This window comes from Aeromonas sp. WP2-W18-CRE-05 (genome assembly GCF_014168615.1).
In the GTDB taxonomy this organism is placed as follows: domain Bacteria; phylum Pseudomonadota; class Gammaproteobacteria; order Enterobacterales; family Aeromonadaceae; genus Aeromonas; species Aeromonas caviae.
The window spans coordinates 1,854,736-1,871,848 of the sequence record NZ_AP021917.1; the positions used below are offsets into that span (position 1 = coordinate 1,854,736).

Below are 17,113 nucleotides of genomic sequence, written 5' to 3' on the forward strand. Positions count from 1 at the left end.
AATACTGTTCCGGTGAATACTTACGCTTTGAGTTGATGGTCGATACGCAAGGCGATGGCCCGCTCGACCAGGGCTTTCATAAACAGGGCAAAGCTCTCTTTGCGCAGCTGATTGTGAAACGGTTTGTAAGAAACCTGATGGGTGTTTACCAGTTGCAAGGCATTGAAATGGCGGTGTAAACCGGCAATGTCATTGACCTGGTCGCCTCCCATGGCCCGCAGCAGTGCAGGTACGAGCATGGCTGGGGTAATGGCACGCTGACGCAGACAAAACTTGCAGAGCCGAGCAATGCGCTCGAGTGCGGCGGGAGCCAAGAGTTGCTCCAGATAGTAATTAGCGTTGATAATAGTCATAGGCTTCGCGCGTGTTGATTTTGTTTGGCGATAAAATCAGATCACAAACGAAGCCTTTTTTATATCTATTTCAATTGGTTGCCGCTAAAGATCCTGTACATGAGTGAGGGTTATGGTGGCTATATGCTGGATATTGCTATTCAGATGACAGCCATATGGGGAAGATTACAGGCGCCTGAAATAACAGCAGAGTATGGAGTGACTACCACGGCTGGAGGTTGGCACGGGCTGATCCCCTCTCCCTTTGGGAGAGGGTTAGGGTGAGGGGAGCTGGCTGACCGGGTGTAGCAACCAGGCGGCATTACACCGCTGAATCTTCAGTTATTGAAATTCCACGCGATCGGCAGTTCGACGTCGAAGATAAGTGCATCCCCGTCGAGGCGAAAGGCCAGGCTGGTCTGGTGCTGGTCGTATTCGTTGATAATCAGGCAGCTCTCGGCGAAGTTGGACTCGTAGTTGATATGGGCCACTCCTTCACGGCCGTCAGCGAGTTCGATGCTGAGCACCCGCAGCGGGTTCTCCTGACTGAGGTTGACCCGGGTGTCCCCCACGTCCACCAGCCGTTCCAGCAGAGGGAAGAAATCTTGTCTGTGGGTCGTTATGGCCTGGGTGATGGCCTGCTCCAGCTCAGCCTGGGTGGCGAAGGGGCCGCCGAGTGGGTAGCGGGTCTGGATCCTTTCCTGAGTCATTGCGTTTCCTCCTGAACTGAGATGTGGCAACAGTTTGGCCGCTGCAGTGACCTGTCATGTACAGGATCTTTAGCTACAACCAATTGAAATAGATAGAAAAAAGGCTTCGTTTGTGATCTGATTTAATCGCAAAAAAAAACCGACACGCCCGAAGCCATGACTATTATCAATGCAACCCAGTACCTCAAGCAACTTCTTAGCTCTTCTGAACTCAACCGGATCGGTAAATTTACCGGTTTTTGTCAGCGACTCCGGGATATCCAGCCTGCGAGACTACTCCCGGCTCTGCTCTCAGGGCTTGGTTGCGACAAGGTGGATGGTATTGCTGGTTTGCATCGCCATTTCAATGCGTTGCAGCTCCATGATACTGACCAAATAGCGTATAAACCCTTTCACAACCAGTTACGCAAGCAGGGTTTTCCCTTGTTCATGCGCGCACTGGTTGAACGAGCCATCGCCTTACGCCTCAAGGAGTGTCTACCGGACGCCCACGGACTGGCAGGCTTTGAGCAGGTACTGCTGCAGGACGGGTCGTCATTCGCGTTACATCCGCAATTGGCAGAACATTTCCCGGGCCGATTCAATAAGCACAGCCCCGCTGCGGTAGAGTGTCATATGACCATGTCCTTGCTGGACCAGTCGCCGATATCGATGAGTATCACGGCGGATACCGAATCGGAGCGCAAGCATCTTCCGGCCGCAAATTCGTTAAATAACAAACTGTTATTGGCGGATGCCGGTTACATCAGCCGCGAGTACTTTGCTGATGTGACCAAAGCCAAAGGAAGCTATCTGGTCAGAGGGAGTCAAAATCTCAATCCCAAAGTACAGGCAGCTTACCGACAGGACGGCAGGGAAATGCCCAAGTTACTCGGAAAAAAGCTCAAGGATATCGATCGGAGAAGCTGCAGAGCCGAGGTTCTGGATCTGGATGTGAGTTCGGGAAAGTATAAATATCGACTCATAAGACGTTGGTTTGCAGAGGAAAAACGGTTCTGTATATGGATGACCAATCTTCCGCGTGAGCGATGGCCAGCCGAGAAGGTGATGGCATTGTATCGTTGCCGTTGGCAGATCGAACTGTTGTTCAAAGAGCTGAAATCACATAACCGGTTGAAGGCGTTCGCGACACGACAAAAAGCGATAGCGGAAGGCTTGATCTGGGCTAGTTTGCTGGCCTTGCTGGTCAAACGTCGGCTGGCGCTGACGCTGATTGGCAGCGCGGAGTTATCGATGCTGAAGATTGCCAAAAACAGCGCGCTTTGGTTAATGCCGATATTGGCGAGCATCATCCATGGTGCGTGGCAGGAAATAACAGAGAAGTTGGAGTGGGCAATGGTGTATTTATCCAAAAACGGCAAAAAGAGTAGGCAGAGAAAATCCAAGCAAAACAACACGTTAGACGGTATTATTAATTCGCTTGCCGCTTAAGGTTCTGTACATGTCGTAACGCTCAAGAAATTGGGCTTAATGCCGAAAACAATAAAATAAAACAGCCAACCCTTGAGGTTCTTATGCGCCAGAATTTACCAGTGACGGGTCGAAACTTAGAACTCCCAAAAGATGCCAATATTCTTTCGACTACCTCCCCTCAAAGCCATATCACGTACGTTAATCCTGACTTCATTAAAATCAGTGGTTTCACTGAGGAAGAACTATTAGGCCAGCCTCACAACATCGTAAGACACCCAGATATGCCGCCTGCTGCATTTGAGCATATGTGGAGTACATTAAAATCTGGCCGCTCATGGATGGGGCTAGTAAAAAATCGCTGTAAAAATGGCGACCACTATTGGGTAAGTGCTTATGTAACGCCAATAGCTAAGAATGGTTCGATTGTTGAATACCAGTCTGTAAGGACCAAGCCTGAACCTGAGCAGGTTTTGGCTGCGGAAAAATTATATGCTCAATTGAGAAGCGGGAAGGCCGCGAGGCCGAAATTGGCTGCTAGCTTTTCCGTGAAAATACTCTTGCTCATATGGGGTAGTATTATATCAAGCGCAATGGCTGCCGGCATGCTTACTGATACATCAATAAGCAGCTTATTGTTAGCCACTTTAATGTCAGGAAGCTTAAGCTCTGTTAGTGTTTTGGCTATTCTCTCTCCTCTTGGAAGACTGGTTGAAAGAGCCAGGAATATTTCCAATAACCCATTAAGTCAATCCCTCTACACTGGGCGCACCGATGAGTTTGGCCAAATAGAGTTTGCTTTACGAATGATGCAAGCTGAAACAGGCGCCATAGTAGGTCGCATAGGTGATGCATCAAATCGGCTTAGCGAACACACCCGAGGCCTACTAAAGGATATTGAGTCAAGCAATGTACTTACAGTTGAGCAGCAGGCAGAGACAGATCAAATAGCAACGGCAGTAAACCAAATGGTGGCAAGCATTCAAGAGGTTGCGAGCAATGCACAGCATGCTGCAGATGCGGCCGGAAGAGCAGACACTGAGACGGCATCTGGCCAGCGTCTGGTAGCCTACACAAGCCAGTCAATCACTGCCCTTGAAGGTGAAATTAGGCAAGCCGCTCAGGTTATTCATGAGCTTGAAGGTCAAAGTAACGAGATATCAAAAGTTCTTGACGTTATACGAGGGATCGCCGAGCAAACGAATTTGTTGGCACTCAACGCAGCAATTGAGGCCGCACGTGCTGGTGAGCAGGGGCGTGGTTTTGCTGTTGTCGCCGATGAGGTTCGCAGTCTTGCTGCTCGCACACAGCAATCGACAACGGATATTCAAAGCATGATCAGCGCTCTACAAGAGCGAGCGCAATCCGCTGTTACAGTCATGGAGCAAAGTAGTCGGCAAGCGCACACGAGTGTAGCTCACGCAGAGGAAGCAGCTACAGCTCTTGATGGAATTGGCCAACGCGTTAACGAAATTACCGACATGAACGCGCAAATAGCGACTGCGGTCGAGCAGCAGGGAGCAGTAAGTGAAGACATAAACCGCAGTATTATCAATATACGCGATGCTGCTGATACCAATGTACAGACCGGGCAGAATAATTTGCAAAGTGCGAAATCTGTCGCTCAGTTAACTAGCGCTCTGAGCGAACTGGCAAAACAGTTTTGGGAAAAACGAGGATAACGCTTTTCAGTATCTCGACAGGGATAACTTACTTTACCATCGGTTATCCCTTTTAGCCGCACAAATTTTAGCCATGGCTTTTCAGGAAGTCAGGGCTATCAGAATGGCCTTAGAAAGCCTAAATAGCTGTTCCGAATAGTAGATCACCGGAGGAAGGGAACTCAGTCCAGTTTGTGCGATCTGATTAGTCGCTAAACAAAACAAGCCACACCCAAAGGACTGAGTTGATGCCTATCCTACCACCTCTGCCACGACCACAACGGCGCCGCATTCACAAAATCATCCATGCCACCCGTGATAAAGGACATGCTCGTCGCTTGATGGCCATCTTGCTGTTACATGAAGGACGCACGATCACCGATGTTCATCACCTTACCGGCGCTGCGCGCTCGACCATCGGTCGTTGGCTTCGGTGGTATCGAGATGAAGGCATAGATGCGCTAGAAGCCTTACCGGCTGGCCGTGCCCCAGTCTTACCTATCGCCAAGATTGTCACCTTACTGGTGCTGCTCATGCAGTTTTCTCCGCAAGATTTTGGTTATCAGCGCAGCCGTTGGTGTACTGAACTATTGGCTATAAAAATCAATCGGTTAACAGGGCTAAATGTGGCAGCCTCCACGCTCCGCCGATGGTTACCTCGTATGGGCATTGTCTGGCGCAGGCCCGTGCCGACCTTGCGGATAAAAGACCCAGCCTATCAGGAAAAAATGGCGAATATCGACGCCGCGCTGGCCCGCTGTGATGCCGATAATCCGGTGTTTTATGAGGATGAAGTCGATATAGACCTCAATCCCAAATTAGGAGCCGACTGGATGTTCAGAGCGCAGCAAAAGCGGGTTGTCACACCGGGGCAGAATGCCAAGCATTATCTGGCAGGCGTTCTCCACGCAGGCAACGGAAGGGTACTTTACGTCAGCGGGATCAAGAAAAACTCATCGCTGTTTATTGCCATGCTGGAAAAGCTGCGCCACCACTACCGACGAGCCAAAACCATCACGTTGATCCTCGATAACTACATCATTCACAAAAGCAAACAGACCGAGCGATGGTTGAAGAAGAATCCCAAGTTCTGCCTGGTGTTCCAGCCAGTTTACAGCCCTTGGGTTAATCACATAGAACGGCTATGGCACAAGTTACATGAAACCATCACGCGCAATCATCAATGCAGAGGGATGGCAAACCTGCTGGCCCGAGTGAAACACTTCATGGATACCGTGTCTCCTTTCCCGGGGAATGGCTATGGCACAGCGAAGGTGTAGCACTATTGGGATCAGTTATTTAGTCAAAGAGCTGTCACGAGAACACCGTTAGCTTAGCGTACGATTTTTTCCGAATTCTGCGGTTCCCCCACAACCGTCTGACGGTCGGTGAAGCGCCCCGCGCCTATGACATGCAGCAGCATCGCGCCTTCCTCCTGCGCCGGGAGATTGACGCATGACCCGCCTCGGCTATGCCTTCGCGACGACTGCCGCCGTATCGCTGCTCGGCATCACGTCGATCGCGTCATTCGCACCAAAGCTGGTCTGGAATGCCTCGGCCAGCACGCCGATCGGTCTGTATGCGATCGGCGAACCCGGCCGGGTCGACGTGACGGATCTGGTCGCCGTGCGCGCGCCAGAGCCGCTCGCCACCTTCCTTTCGGATGGCGGATATCTGCCGCGCGGCGTTCCGCTGATGAAGCACGTTGCTGCGCTTCCCGGGCAACGTGTGTGCAGAACCGGGCTCGCCATCACGGTCGATGCCGTGCCGATGGGCGATGCGCTGGACCGCGATCGTCGCGGTCGCTCGCTGCCGATCTGGCAGGGCTGCCGCATGGTCGCGGACGGCGAACTGTTCCTGATGAACTGGCAGGTCCGCGACAGCCTCGACGGCCGCTATTTCGGGCCTCTCCCCGCCAACTCGGTCATCGGCCGGGCCACACCCCTCTACACCGACGAGGACGGCGATGGCCGCTTCGTCTGGCGCGCGCCGACGCGGTGACGGCACGCCCATGACCTTGTCCACCGCAATCTGAAGGAGACGACCCATGTCCGTGATCGGTCAATTCACGCGCGAAAATGATGGCTTCGTCGGCCACCTGACGACGCTGTCACTGCACCAGGACATCATCATCGTTCCGGCCGAACCGTCCGATGCCGAGAACGCGCCCGACTTCCGCGTCCATGTGCTCGACAGCATGAACAACGAAACCGGCGCGGAGATCGGCGCCGGCTGGAAGCGCACCGGCGAGAAGGCCGGCGACTACGTTTCGCTTCAGATCGATGATCCGACCTTCGGGCATCCGATCCGCGCCAACCTCTTCCAGTCGGCCGACGACAAGTCCGCCTGGGGCCTGCACTGGAACCGCCCGCCCAAGCGGGCCGAGCGGGACTGAGCGATGTCGGCTCCGCACCTCAAAGCTGTCGTCGGGCGGTCCAACGCCGCCCGGCGCACAGCCCTCCTTCTCCTTTCCGGCCTCCTGCTTTCCGCGCCGCTTTGCGCCACCGCGACTGCGCAGACGGTGTCGGTCGAGGGGCCCTCTCGCGCCGATTCCTACGCCACATTCATCACCGAGGCAGCGCAACGGTTCGGCGTTCCAGAGCACTGGATTCGTGCCGTCATGCGCATCGAAAGCGCTGGCGACGTGCGGGCGATCTCGTCGGCCGGCGCGATGGGACTGAAGCAGGTCATGCCCGCCACATGGGCCGATCTGCGCGTCCGTCACCGGCTCGGCGCGAATCCTTACGATCCACGCGACAACATTCTGGCGGGCACTGCGTATCTGCGCGAGATGCACGACCGCTACGGTTCGCCGGGGTTTCTCGCGGCCTATAATGCTGGTCCCGGCCGCTATGAAGAGTATCTCGCCGGCCGTCCTTTGCCGGCCGAAACTCGCGCCTATGTCGCCGCGCTCGCACCCGTCATCGGCGGCGCAGACGCGCTTGCTCCCGTTACGGTCGCGGCAGCCGATCCCAACGCCTGGACGCGGTCTCCGCTCTTCATCGCGCAGTCCGAACACGCGACGACCGCCGTTCCGACGTCCAACAATGGCGCTTCCGAGGACACTCCGGCCGCCATTCCGGTGCGCGATGTCACAGCCATCGCTCCGCAATCCGCAGGCCTGTTTGTCGCCCGAAACGCCGATCGGGGGCCGCGATGACGGTGTTCGCGGCATTTCGTGGAATGGCGTGCTCTGGCGCAGGGATGGCGGTCCGAGGACGGAGAGCAGGCAACACAACCGCACGATGGCGAGATAAAAGCGCGCGATGTGCGGCTTGGTGCGGTCGTGTGTTTTCAGAGACTTATGGCGAATTGGCGCGAGGTGCGCCTGATCGACGCAGCCTGCGCATTCGCCATTTCGCGAGGGATTTCCGCGCGTTTGCGCGATGTGCGGAGCCTCGGCCATGAGCGGCGAGGACGACTTCCGCATCCGGCCAGGCCGTATCCGCTCCACCCGCGCACAGCAAACGCGGCCCTTCATCGCCCAGGCCCTCGCCGCCGCCCAGCGTGCCGGCGGCAGGGTCTCGCGCTCCGGCAAGATCAGCTCGGGCAACCGCTCGCGTTTCGGGCGCGGCCAGCGAGCGACCGTCCAGGCCAATCGACTGCTCACCAACCGATCGCGCAACACCGTGATCAAGACGCGCGTCGTCCGGCACACCGCTCGCTCGGCGCCGCTCAACGCCCACCTCAGCTATCTGCAGCGCGAAGGCGTCACCCGGGATGGGGAGAAGGCGAAGTTGTTCGGGCCGGAGACGGAGGCGGCCGACGCCAAGGCTTTCGCCGAGCGCACTCAGGACGACCGACATCACTTCCGCTTCATCGTCTCACCTGAGGACGCGACCGAGATGTCCGACCTCAAGACTTTCGCCCGCGAGCTGATGGGGCAGATGGAGACAGACCTCGGCACCAAGCTCGACTGGGTCGGCGTCGATCACTGGAACACGGATAATCCACATGTCCATATCATCCTGCGCGGGCGCACCGATGACGGTCAGGACCTCGTCATCTCGCGCGACTATATCAAGGAAGGCATGCGCGCCCGCGCGCAGGACCTCGTCACCCAGGAGCTGGGGCCGCGCACCGATCACGAGATCCGCCGCAATCTCGAACGGCAGATCGACGCGGAGCGCTGGACCAATCTTGACCGCCAGCTTGCCCGCGACAGCTATCGCACCGGCGTCGTCGATCTCGCCCCGCTCCCTGACCGCCAGCCCGACGAATTCCATGCGATGAAGGTCGGCCGCCTCCGCAAGCTGGAGACCCTCGGCCTCGCCGATCAGGTCGGCCCCGGACAATGGGTCGTGTCCGAGAATGCCGAGGCGACGCTGCGGGAGCTGGGCGAGCGTGGCGACATCATCAAGCGCATTCACCGTGGCCTGACCGAGCGCGGCATCCAGCGCGGCGCGGCCAGCTACGTGCTTGCCGGTGAGAGCCTCGACGATCCGGTCATCGGCCGGCTGGTCGACCGTGGTCTCGACGACGAGTTGAAGGGCACCGCCTATGCCGTGGTCGACGGCACCGACGGACGCACCCATCACATCAAGCTGCCCGACCTCGACGCCGCTGGCGACAGCGCGCCGGGCTCGATCGTGGAGCTGCGCAAATTTGACGACGCGCAGGGGCGCAGGCGCGTCGCGCTCGCCGTCCGCTCCGATCTCGAAATCGAGCGGCAGGTCCATGCGACCGGCGCCACCTGGCTCGACCGGCAGGCGATCGCCCGCGATCCCGTCGCGCTCGGCGGCGGCGAATTCGGCGCGGAGGTTCGTCACGCGATGGACAGGCGGGCCGAGCACCTCGTTGGTCAGGGCCTTGCCGAGCGGCAGACGCGCGGTGTCAGTTTCTCCCCCGGGCTGATCGACACGCTGCGCCAGCGCGAGGTCGACGCCCTTGGCGAGAAGCTTGCGGCCGAGACCGGTCGGCAATTCTCGAAGGCCGCGGCGGGCGAATATGTGGCCGGCACCTATCGCCAGCGCTTTGCGCTCGCGTCGGGCCGCTTCGCCATGATCGACGACGGCCTCGGCTTCCAGCTCGTGCCCTGGTCGCCGTCGATCGAGCGTCAGATCGGTCAGCACGTCTCCGGCGTGTCGCGCGGCGCCGGTGGCGTCGACTGGAGCTTCGGCCGCAATCGCGGCCTCGGCATGTAGCCCAATCAAGAAAGGAGTGCCCGCCATGTCGGCGACCAAAATCCTCTGGGGCCAAATCCTCACTGTCTTCCTGATCGTGCTGATGACGACCTGGGCGGCGACGCAGTGGACGGCCTATCGGCTCGGCTTCCAGCCGCAGCTCGGACTTCCGTGGTTCGAACTGGCCGGCTGGCCGATCTACTATCCGCCCGCCTTCTTCTGGTGGTGGTACTTCTACGACGCCTATGCACCTCCGATTTTCATCGAGGGAGCCTATATCGCGGCGTCCGGTGGCTTCATTTCCATCGCCGTCGCGATCGGCATGTCGGTCTGGCGGGCGCGTGAAGCTAGGAATGCCGAGACGTTCGGCTCCGCCCGCTGGGCGGTCGCCGCGGAAGTCCGCGCCGCCGGCTTGCTGGGCGCGGACGGCGTCGTGCTCGGGAAGTTCGACCGCGACTATCTCCGCCATGACGGCCCCGAGCATGTGCTGTGCTTCGCGCCCACGCGATCCGGCAAGGGCGTCGGCCTGGTCGTGCCGTCGCTGCTGACCTGGCCGGGCTCCGCGATCGTCCATGACATCAAGGGGGAAAATTGGACGCTCACCGCCGGCTATCGCGCGCGTCATGGTCGCGTGCTGCTGTTCGATCCAACCAACACGAAATCTGCCGCCTACAATCCGCTTCTCGAGGTGCGCCGCGGCGAATGGGAGGTCCGCGACGTCCAGAACATCGCCGACATCCTCGTCGATCCGGAGGGCTCGCTGGAGAAACGGAACCACTGGGAGAAAACCAGCCACGCATTGCTGGTAGGCGCAATCCTGCATGTCCTCTACGCCGAGGCTGATAAGACGCTTGCCGGCGTCGCGGCGTTCCTCTCCGATCCGAAGCGGCCGATCGAGTCGACGCTCGCCGCCATGATGAAGACAGCCCATCTCGGCGAGGCCGGACCGCATCCGGTGATCGCCAGCGCCGCGCGCGAGCTGCTGAACAAATCCGACAACGAGCGATCAGGCGTGCTGTCGACAGCGATGTCGTTCCTCGGCCTCTATCGTGATCCCGTCGTCGCCGAGGTCACACGCCGCTGCGACTGGCGCATCGTGGATATCGTCGGCGGCAAGCATCCGACGACGCTCTACCTCGTGGTGCCGCCGTCGGACATCAACCGGACCAAGCCGCTGATCCGCCTGATCCTCAATCAGGTCGGCCGCCGGCTGACCGAGGACCTGCAGGCGAACGGAAACCGCCACCGGCTGCTCCTCATGCTCGACGAGTTTCCCGCCCTCGGTCGTCTCGACTTCTTCGAGAGCGCTCTCGCCTTCATGGCGGGCTACGGCCTCAAGGCCTTTCTCATCGCCCAGTCGTTGAACCAGATCGAGAAGGCCTACGGCCCGAACAACTCGATCCTCGATAACTGCCATGTCCGGGTTAGCTTCGCCACCAACGATGAGCGGACCGCCAAGCGGGTCTCGGACGCACTCGGCACCGCAACCGAGATGCGGGCGATGAAGAACTACGCCGGCCATCGCCTGTCGCCCTGGCTCGGCCACATGATGGTGTCGCGCTCGGAAACGGCGCGGCAACTGATGACGCCCGGCGAGATCATGCAGCTCCCGCCCGCCGACGAGATCGTCATGGTCGCCGGTACGCCACCGATCCGCGCGAAGAAAGCGCGGTACTATGAGGATCGCCGGTTTCAGGAGCGCATCGTAACGCCGCCGAACCTGGTGAAACGGACAACGGCACGGCCCGATGACTGGAGCGCGCTGCCGCTTCCAGCGGCGCCGACCGTGTCGATCGCGACCGACGGCGAGCGCGGATCGGAGGATGAGGATACGACCGACTCCGAGCGCCGGCATCAGCCGGAACTGAGCCGCGCAAAGCCCGTCGAGCCAATGCAGCCCATCGAAAACGAATTCGAGATCGATCCCCGCGACGATGCCGATGAGGACGCCGCTCGCCTCTCGCGCATGAATCAGACCATGCGCCAGGTCGCACGCCAAGCATCGCTCGATCCCGGCGACGGTATCGAGCTTTAGGAGGCACCATGGCAAAGCCTCCCAAAAAGCAGCGGCTATCGGTGTATCTCGAACCCGACGTCATGAAGGCGCTCGCCGCGCACGCCGCCCGGCGCGATCAATCCCTCTCGCTGATCGCGGAAGCTGGCATCGCCTCCTTCCTGTCGCCCGACGCTGCCGAACGGCAGGAGGCGGCTACGACGAAACGGCTCGACCAGCTCGACCGGCGAATGGCGCGTATGGAGCGTGACCTTGGAATCGCCGTCGAAACGCTGGCCGTCTTCATCCGATTCTGGCTGACGACGAACCCGCCGCTCCCCGAGCCCGCCCAGGCAGCGGCGCGCGCCAAAGCCGGCGAACGCTACGAAGCGTTCGTCACCGCGCTCGGCCGGCGACTCGCTCACGGGCCGAAGCTTAGGCAGGAAATTTCCGAGGACATCACGCCCGCGCACGACGCGGATTAATCACGGCCACGTCCACTTCAAGTATTCCGGCGTTCCGCCGTTTCCCTGTATTTGTACGCTACAGTACGACGACCACATTATGGTTGTTGTCAGGCCATGATTTCTGCCTCTTCTACTCATCCCCGATCCAGGGCCGCATGTCGCGGTCCCGCAAGAGAACGGGGACGACGTGGCGGCCACTCACCAGAAATCGGAGGCGATCCTTCGCGGCGCGCGCATGCTGCGCACGGCCCTCGGGCCGGCGATCGCCCGGTTTCTGGAAGACCCCGCGATCGTCGAGGTGATGCTCAACCCCGATGGGCGGCTCTGGGTCGACCGGCTTTCCGAAGGACTTTCCGACACGGGTGAACTGTTGTCGCCGTCAGACGGCGAGCGGATCATCCGCCTCGTCGCCCATCATGTCGGGGCCGAGGTTCATCCCGGCGCCCCACGTGTCTCAGCCGAGTTGCCCGAAACGGGGGAGCGGTTCGAGGGGCTGTTGCCGCCCGTCGTGTCCGCCCCGGCCTTCGCGATCCGCAAGCCGGCCGTCGCCGTGTTCACGCTCGACGACTATGTCGCCGCCGGGATCATGGCGGCGCATCAGGCCGAGACGCTGCGCCAGGCCGTCGCCGATCGGCGCAACATCCTCGTCGCCGGCGGCACCTCGACCGGCAAGACGACCCTCACCAACGCTTTGCTGGCTGAGGTCTCGAAGACCTCCGACCGCGTCGTCCTGATCGAAGACACGCGCGAACTGCAATGCGCCGCGCCGAACCTCGTCGCCATGCGGACCAAAGACGGCGTCGCCTCGCTCTCCGATCTTGTCCGCTCCTCTCTTCGCCTGCGCCCTGATCGGATTCCGATCGGCGAGGTCCGGGGAGCCGAGGCCCTCGATCTGCTGAAGGCCTGGGGCACAGGACACCCCGGCGGTGTCGGAACCATCCACGCGGGTACGGGCATCGGCGCGCTGCGTCGGATGGAGCAGCTCATCCAGGAAGCCGTCGTCACCGTCCCGCGCGCCCTGATCGCCGAGACGATCGATCTCGTCGCCGTGCTTTCCGGCCGGGGCACGTCGCGCCGCCTCGCCGAACTCGCCCGCATCGAGGGCCTTGGCCCCGACGGCGACTACCGCGTCACGCCCGCAAGCCAGCCCCTCACAGGAGGTCCGTCATGATCCAGCATGCCCTGCGTTTCCGCCGCCATATCGCGACTGCGGTATCCGTCACCTTCGTCTCGCTGGCGCTCGCGCCTGCCGCTCACGCTTCCGGCTCCCAAATGCCCTGGGAGGCCCCGCTACAGTCCATCCTCGAATCCATCGAGGGCCCGGTCGCCAAAATTATCGCGGTGATGATCATCATCATCACCGGCCTGACGCTGGCCTTCGGCGACACGTCGGGCGGCGCGCGCAAGCTCATCCAAATCGTCTTCGGCCTGTCGATCGCCTTCGCTGCGTCCAGCTTCTTCCTGTCCTTCTTCTCGTTCGGCGGCGGGGCGCTCGTCTGATGGCCAACGGCGCAGATCATCATGGCGAGCTGGCGGGCTTCTCGGTCCCGGTCCATCGGTCGCTGACCGAGCACATCCTGCTCGGCGGCGCTCCGCGCTCGATCGCCATTCTCAACGGCACGCTGGCAGCCGCGCTCGGCCTTGGCCTCCGCCTCTGGCTGGTCGGCCTGGGCCTTTGGGCTCTCGGTCATTTCGCGGCCGTCTGGGCGGCCAAGCGCGATCCGCAGTTCGTCGATGTCGTGCGCAAACATCTGCGCATCCCCGGCCACCTGTCGGTTTGAGGAGCGACGCCGATGATGAACCTCGCCGAATATCGCAACCGCAATACCCGTCTCGCCGACTTCCTGCCCTGGGTCGCTCTGGTCGGCGAAGGCATCGTCCTGAACAAGGACGGTAGCTTGCAGCGAACTGCACGGTTTCGCGGACCCGACCTCGACAGTGCCGTTCCGGCCGAGCTGGTCGCGGTCGCCGGGCGCCTCAACAACGCCTTCCGTCGCCTGGGCTCCGGCTGGGCCATCTTCGTCGAGGCGCAGCGCCATGGTGCCGCGACCTATCCGGCCAGCGTGTTCGCCGACAGCGCGTCGGCCTTGGTCGACGCCGAACGGAAAGCCGACTTCGAGGAAGCCGGCGCGCACTTCGAATCGAGCTACTTCCTCACCTTCCTCTACCTTCCCCCGGCCGAAGACGCGGCGCGCGCAGAGACCTGGCTCTATGAGGGTCGCGATCACGCTGGCGTCGATGCGCACGAGATCCTGCGCGGCTTCGCAGACCGCACCGATCGCATCCTTCAGCTCATCGACGCCTTCATGCCGGAATGCGCCTGGCTCGATGACGGCGAGACGCTGACCTATCTGCATTCGACCGTCTCGACCAAGCGGCACCGCGTCCGCGTGCCCGAGACGCCGATATATCTCGATGCGCTGCTGGCCGATCAGCCCCTGACCGGTGGGCTCGAACCCCGGCTCGGCGACGCACATGTCCGCATCCTCACCATTGTCGGCTTCCCGACCGCGACCACGCCCGGCATCCTCGATGAGCTGAACCGGCTGGCCTTTCCCTATCGCTGGTCAACACGCGCCGTCCTGCTCGACAAGACCGACGCCACCAAGCTGCTGACGAAGATCAGGCGTCAGTGGTTCGCCAAGCGCAAGTCGATCGCCGCCATCCTCAAGGAGGTGATGACCAACGAGGCCTCTGCGCTGGTCGATACCGATGCGGCCAACAAGGCCGCCGACGCCGATATGGCGTTGCAGGAGCTGGGCGCCGACTACGCCGGCCAGGCCTATGTCACCGCGACGATCACCGTCTGGGACGATGATCCGCGCATTGCAGCCGAGAAGCTGCGGATGGTCGAGAAGGTCATCCAGGGCCGCGACTTCACCGCCATGCCCGAGACGATCAACGCCGTGGACGCCTGGCTCGGCTCGCTGCCCGGCCATGTCTACGCCAATGTCAGGCAACCTCCGATCTCCACATTGAATCTCGCCCACATGATCCCGCTGTCGGCGGTGTGGGCGGGACCGGAACGGGACGAGCACTTCGATGCACCCCCACTGCTTTACGGCAGAACCGAAGGCTCGACCCCGTTCCGGCTTTCCATCCATGTCGGCGATGTCGGCCATACGCTGATCGTCGGTCCGACCGGCGCCGGAAAATCCGTTTTGCTCGCGCTGATGGCGCTTCAGTTCCGGCGCTATCCACAATCCCAGGTCTTCGCCTTCGACTTCGGGGGATCGATCCGAGCAGCCGCGCTCGCCATGCGGGGCGACTGGCACGATCTCGGCGGCGGCCTGACCGAAGGCGCCGACGACAGCGTGTCGCTTCAGCCGCTGGCCCGGATCGACGATGTCGCCGAACGTGCCTGGGCCGCCGACTGGCTGGTCGCGATCCTGGGGCGAGAGAGCATGCCGGTCACGCCCGAGGTGAAGGAGCATCTCTGGTCGGCGCTCTCCTCGCTGGCGTCCGCGCCGATCAACGAGCGGACGCTCACCGGCCTGTCCGTCCTGCTGCAGTCCAACGACCTGAAGCAGGCGCTTCGGCCCTATTGCGTCGGCGGTCCCTATGGCCGGTTGCTCGACGCCGAGGCCGAGCATCTGGGCGAAGCGAATGTCCAGGTCTTCGAAACAGAAGGGTTGATCGGCACGGGCGCCGCCGCCGCCGTGCTCGCCTATCTCTTCCACCGCATCGAGGACCGCCTCGACGGTCGCCCCACGCTGCTGATCGTCGATGAAGGCTGGCTGGCGCTAGACGACGAGGGTTTCGCCGGTCAGCTCCGCGAGTGGCTGAAGACGCTGCGCAAGAAGAACGCCAGCGTCATCTTCGCGACGCAGTCGCTCTCCGACATCGACGGCTCAGCGATCGCGCCAGCCATCATCGAGAGCTGTCAGACTCGCATCCTGCTGCCGAACGAACGCGCGATCGAGCCGCAGATCACCGCCATCTATCGCCGCTTTGGGCTCAACGATCGCCAGATCGAGATCCTCGCGCGGGCGATGCCTAAGCGCGACTATTACTGCCAGTCGCGGCGCGGCAACCGGCTGTTCGAGCTGGGGCTGTCGGACGTGGCGCTCGCGCTCTGCGCCGCGTCGTCCAAGCAGCACCAGGCGCTGATCGCGGACGTTCACGCCCGCAGCGGCACGGATGGCTTCCTCGCTGAGTGGCTCGCCGAGAACCGGCTTGCCTGGGCCGCGGACCTCATCGCCGACCTCACCAATGTCATCCCCCAAACCGATCCGGAGACACGCCCATGACCCGTTCTACTCAATCCCGCTCGCTTGCACTGCGTATCACCGCAGCGCTGCTTGCCGCGCCGATCGCGCTTTCGCCGATCCTCAGCACTCCCGCCGCTGCGCAATGGATCGTCTACGATCCGACCAACTATGCGCAGAACGTCCTGACGGCGGCGCGCACCCTCCAGCAGGTCAATCAGCAGATCACCCAGCTTCAGAACGAAGCGACGATGCTGATCAACCAGGCCCGCAACCTCGCCAGCCTGCCATACTCCTCGCTCCAGCAGCTTCAGCAGTCGGTTCAGCGCACCCAGCAGCTCCTGCAACAGGCGCAGGGAATCGCCTACGACGTCCAGCGCATCGACCAGGCGTTCACGTCGACCTACGGCAACGCCTCCATGTCCGCCTCCGACCAGGCGCTCGTGGCGCAGGCGCGGGAGCGCTGGCAGAACACGGTCGGCGGCCTGCAGGACGCCATGCGCGTCCAGGCCGGCGTGGTCGGCAACATCGACACCAACCGCGCCGAGATGTCGTCACTGGTCGGCCAGAGCCAGGGCGCGACGGGAGCGCTGCAGGCGACGCAGGCCGGCAACCAGCTTCTCGCGCTGCAAGCGCAGCAGCTTGCCGATCTCACCGCCGTCGTTGCCGCCAACGGCCGGGCGCAAAGCCTGTCCGAGGCCGAGCGATCTGCCGCGGCCGAACAGGGTCGCGAACAGCGCCGACGGTTCCTGACGCCGGGCACCGGCTATCAGCCCGGCAACGCCCGCATGTTCCCGAACGGCAACTGAGGGCGCGGCCATGGACGGCAAGATGCTCGCACGGCTCGGCGCTGTGGTGTTCGTGGCCGTCGCGATCACTGCGACCGCGATCGAGATGAACCGGAAAGAGGAAGTGCGGGAGGCGTGGCCGTCCGACCGGACCACCCAAGCGCAGGGCGATCCGTTGCGCGACGAAATGATCCGCTGCCAGGTGCTCGGCGAAGCGGGGCCGCGCGATCCGGCGTGCCTGCGGGCCTGGGCCGAAAACCGCAACCGCTTCCTCGCGCCCGGCGCGCGACCTACCGAGCGCTTGCCGGACATCCCGCCAGCGCCGCGAAACACTCTCATACCCCAATCGGACCGCACCGATCAGCCGGCCTTCGAGCCCGCCGCACCGATCGCGCCGCCGCAGCTCGACGAGGCGAGATAA

The 17,113-nt window shown here is 61.4% G+C and carries 16 protein-coding genes and 1 pseudogene; 15 read left to right on the forward strand and 2 right to left on the reverse strand.

Features of this window, described 5'->3' with window-relative positions; genetic code table 11:
• Positions 1-23: 23 nt before the first annotated feature.
• Positions 24-353, reverse strand: a pseudogene (locus tag H7R73_RS08850) (IS4 family transposase); the annotation flags it as partial.
• Positions 354-670: 317 nt separating this feature from the next.
• Positions 671-1,042, reverse strand: a complete 372-nt coding sequence (locus H7R73_RS08855) for a hypothetical protein (protein WP_004099020.1) — start codon at positions 1,040-1,042, stop codon at positions 671-673.
• Between the two features lie 156 nt (positions 1,043-1,198).
• On the opposite strand from H7R73_RS08855, the gene H7R73_RS08860 reads away from it, so the two are divergent.
• The 15 genes from H7R73_RS08860 (at position 1,199) to trbK-alt (ending at position 17,113) form a co-directional block, all read left to right on the forward strand.
• Positions 1,199-2,473, forward strand: coding sequence for an IS4-like element ISApu2 family transposase (locus H7R73_RS08860; RefSeq protein ID WP_011191341.1), 1,275 nt, complete (start codon positions 1,199-1,201; stop codon positions 2,471-2,473).
• Between the two features lie 83 nt (positions 2,474-2,556).
• Positions 2,557-4,134 (forward strand): methyl-accepting chemotaxis protein, encoded by a 1,578-nt coding sequence (locus H7R73_RS08865; protein ID WP_103243957.1) that lies wholly within the window; start codon positions 2,557-2,559, stop codon positions 4,132-4,134.
• Between the two features lie 227 nt (positions 4,135-4,361).
• Complete coding sequence (locus H7R73_RS08870) at positions 4,362-5,393, forward strand: IS630-like element ISAhy2 family transposase (RefSeq protein ID WP_001809438.1); 1,032 nt, start codon at positions 4,362-4,364, stop codon at positions 5,391-5,393.
• Positions 5,394-5,568: 175 nt separating this feature from the next.
• A complete protein-coding gene (locus tag H7R73_RS08875) occupies positions 5,569-6,114 on the forward strand; it encodes a S26 family signal peptidase (protein WP_103243958.1) in 546 nt (181 codons plus the stop codon).
• 46 nt (positions 6,115-6,160) lie between these two features.
• Positions 6,161-6,508 carry a DUF736 domain-containing protein gene (locus H7R73_RS08880; protein WP_103243959.1) on the forward strand — a complete coding sequence of 116 codons (348 nt, stop codon included), beginning with the start codon at positions 6,161-6,163 and terminating at the stop codon, positions 6,506-6,508.
• 3 nt (positions 6,509-6,511) lie between these two features.
• Positions 6,512-7,273, forward strand: a complete 762-nt coding sequence (locus H7R73_RS08885; RefSeq protein WP_103243960.1) for a lytic transglycosylase domain-containing protein — start codon at positions 6,512-6,514, stop codon at positions 7,271-7,273.
• A gap of 244 nt (positions 7,274-7,517) precedes the next feature.
• On the forward strand, positions 7,518-9,257 hold the full coding sequence (locus H7R73_RS08890) for a relaxase/mobilization nuclease domain-containing protein (RefSeq protein ID WP_182951668.1): 1,740 nt from the start codon (positions 7,518-7,520) through the stop codon (positions 9,255-9,257).
• A 25-nt stretch (positions 9,258-9,282) separates the two neighbouring features.
• A complete protein-coding gene (locus tag H7R73_RS08895; protein ID WP_103243961.1) occupies positions 9,283-11,271 on the forward strand; it encodes a conjugal transfer protein TraG in 1,989 nt (662 codons plus the stop codon).
• Positions 11,272-11,279: 8 nt separating this feature from the next.
• Positions 11,280-11,714 (forward strand): hypothetical protein, encoded by a 435-nt coding sequence (locus tag H7R73_RS08900; protein ID WP_044416634.1) that lies wholly within the window; start codon positions 11,280-11,282, stop codon positions 11,712-11,714.
• A 169-nt stretch (positions 11,715-11,883) separates the two neighbouring features.
• Positions 11,884-12,867, forward strand: coding sequence for a P-type conjugative transfer ATPase TrbB (trbB, locus tag H7R73_RS08905; protein WP_103827476.1), 984 nt, complete (start codon positions 11,884-11,886; stop codon positions 12,865-12,867).
• Positions 12,864-13,196, forward strand: coding sequence for a TrbC/VirB2 family protein (locus H7R73_RS08910; protein WP_103243963.1), 333 nt, complete (start codon positions 12,864-12,866; stop codon positions 13,194-13,196). Before trbB ends, H7R73_RS08910 begins: the two co-directional genes overlap by 4 nt.
• Positions 13,196-13,477: a VirB3 family type IV secretion system protein gene (locus tag H7R73_RS08915; protein ID WP_103243964.1), complete on the forward strand. Its 282-nt coding sequence runs from the start codon at positions 13,196-13,198 to the stop codon at positions 13,475-13,477. Before H7R73_RS08910 ends, H7R73_RS08915 begins: the two co-directional genes overlap by 1 nt.
• Positions 13,478-13,489: 12 nt before the next feature.
• The gene (trbE, locus tag H7R73_RS08920) at positions 13,490-15,946 is read left to right on the forward strand and encodes a conjugal transfer protein TrbE (RefSeq protein ID WP_103243965.1); all 2,457 of its coding nucleotides are present in this window, start codon (positions 13,490-13,492) and stop codon (positions 15,944-15,946) included.
• A complete protein-coding gene (gene trbJ, locus H7R73_RS08925) occupies positions 15,943-16,713 on the forward strand; it encodes a P-type conjugative transfer protein TrbJ (RefSeq protein ID WP_066115942.1) in 771 nt (256 codons plus the stop codon). The genes trbE and trbJ overlap by 4 nt, the downstream gene beginning before the upstream one ends.
• Before the next feature lie 10 nt (positions 16,714-16,723).
• A complete protein-coding gene (gene trbK-alt, locus H7R73_RS08930) occupies positions 16,724-17,113 on the forward strand; it encodes a putative entry exclusion protein TrbK-alt (RefSeq protein ID WP_103243966.1) in 390 nt (129 codons plus the stop codon).

What these genes read in the sequence shown, in the direction of transcription:
- H7R73_RS08855 (WP_004099020.1), bottom strand. Translation starts at nt 1,042, where the DNA reads ATGACTCAGGAAAGGATCCAGACCCGCTACCCACTCGGCGGCCCCTTC.
- H7R73_RS08860 (WP_011191341.1), top strand. Translation starts at nt 1,199, where the DNA reads ATGACTATTATCAATGCAACCCAGTACCTCAAGCAACTTCTTAGCTCT.
- H7R73_RS08865 (WP_103243957.1), top strand. Translation starts at nt 2,557, where the DNA reads ATGCGCCAGAATTTACCAGTGACGGGTCGAAACTTAGAACTCCCAAAA.
- H7R73_RS08870 (WP_001809438.1), top strand. Translation starts at nt 4,362, where the DNA reads ATGCCTATCCTACCACCTCTGCCACGACCACAACGGCGCCGCATTCAC.
- H7R73_RS08875 (WP_103243958.1), top strand. Translation starts at nt 5,569, where the DNA reads ATGACCCGCCTCGGCTATGCCTTCGCGACGACTGCCGCCGTATCGCTG.
- H7R73_RS08880 (WP_103243959.1), top strand. Translation starts at nt 6,161, where the DNA reads ATGTCCGTGATCGGTCAATTCACGCGCGAAAATGATGGCTTCGTCGGC.
- H7R73_RS08885 (WP_103243960.1), top strand. Translation starts at nt 6,512, where the DNA reads ATGTCGGCTCCGCACCTCAAAGCTGTCGTCGGGCGGTCCAACGCCGCC.
- H7R73_RS08890 (WP_182951668.1), top strand. Translation starts at nt 7,518, where the DNA reads ATGAGCGGCGAGGACGACTTCCGCATCCGGCCAGGCCGTATCCGCTCC.
- H7R73_RS08895 (WP_103243961.1), top strand. Translation starts at nt 9,283, where the DNA reads ATGTCGGCGACCAAAATCCTCTGGGGCCAAATCCTCACTGTCTTCCTG.
- H7R73_RS08900 (WP_044416634.1), top strand. Translation starts at nt 11,280, where the DNA reads ATGGCAAAGCCTCCCAAAAAGCAGCGGCTATCGGTGTATCTCGAACCC.
- H7R73_RS08910 (WP_103243963.1), top strand. Translation starts at nt 12,864, where the DNA reads ATGATCCAGCATGCCCTGCGTTTCCGCCGCCATATCGCGACTGCGGTA.
- H7R73_RS08915 (WP_103243964.1), top strand. Translation starts at nt 13,196, where the DNA reads ATGGCCAACGGCGCAGATCATCATGGCGAGCTGGCGGGCTTCTCGGTC.
- trbE (WP_103243965.1), top strand. Translation starts at nt 13,490, where the DNA reads ATGATGAACCTCGCCGAATATCGCAACCGCAATACCCGTCTCGCCGAC.
- trbJ (WP_066115942.1), top strand. Translation starts at nt 15,943, where the DNA reads ATGACCCGTTCTACTCAATCCCGCTCGCTTGCACTGCGTATCACCGCA.
- trbK-alt (WP_103243966.1), top strand. Translation starts at nt 16,724, where the DNA reads ATGGACGGCAAGATGCTCGCACGGCTCGGCGCTGTGGTGTTCGTGGCC.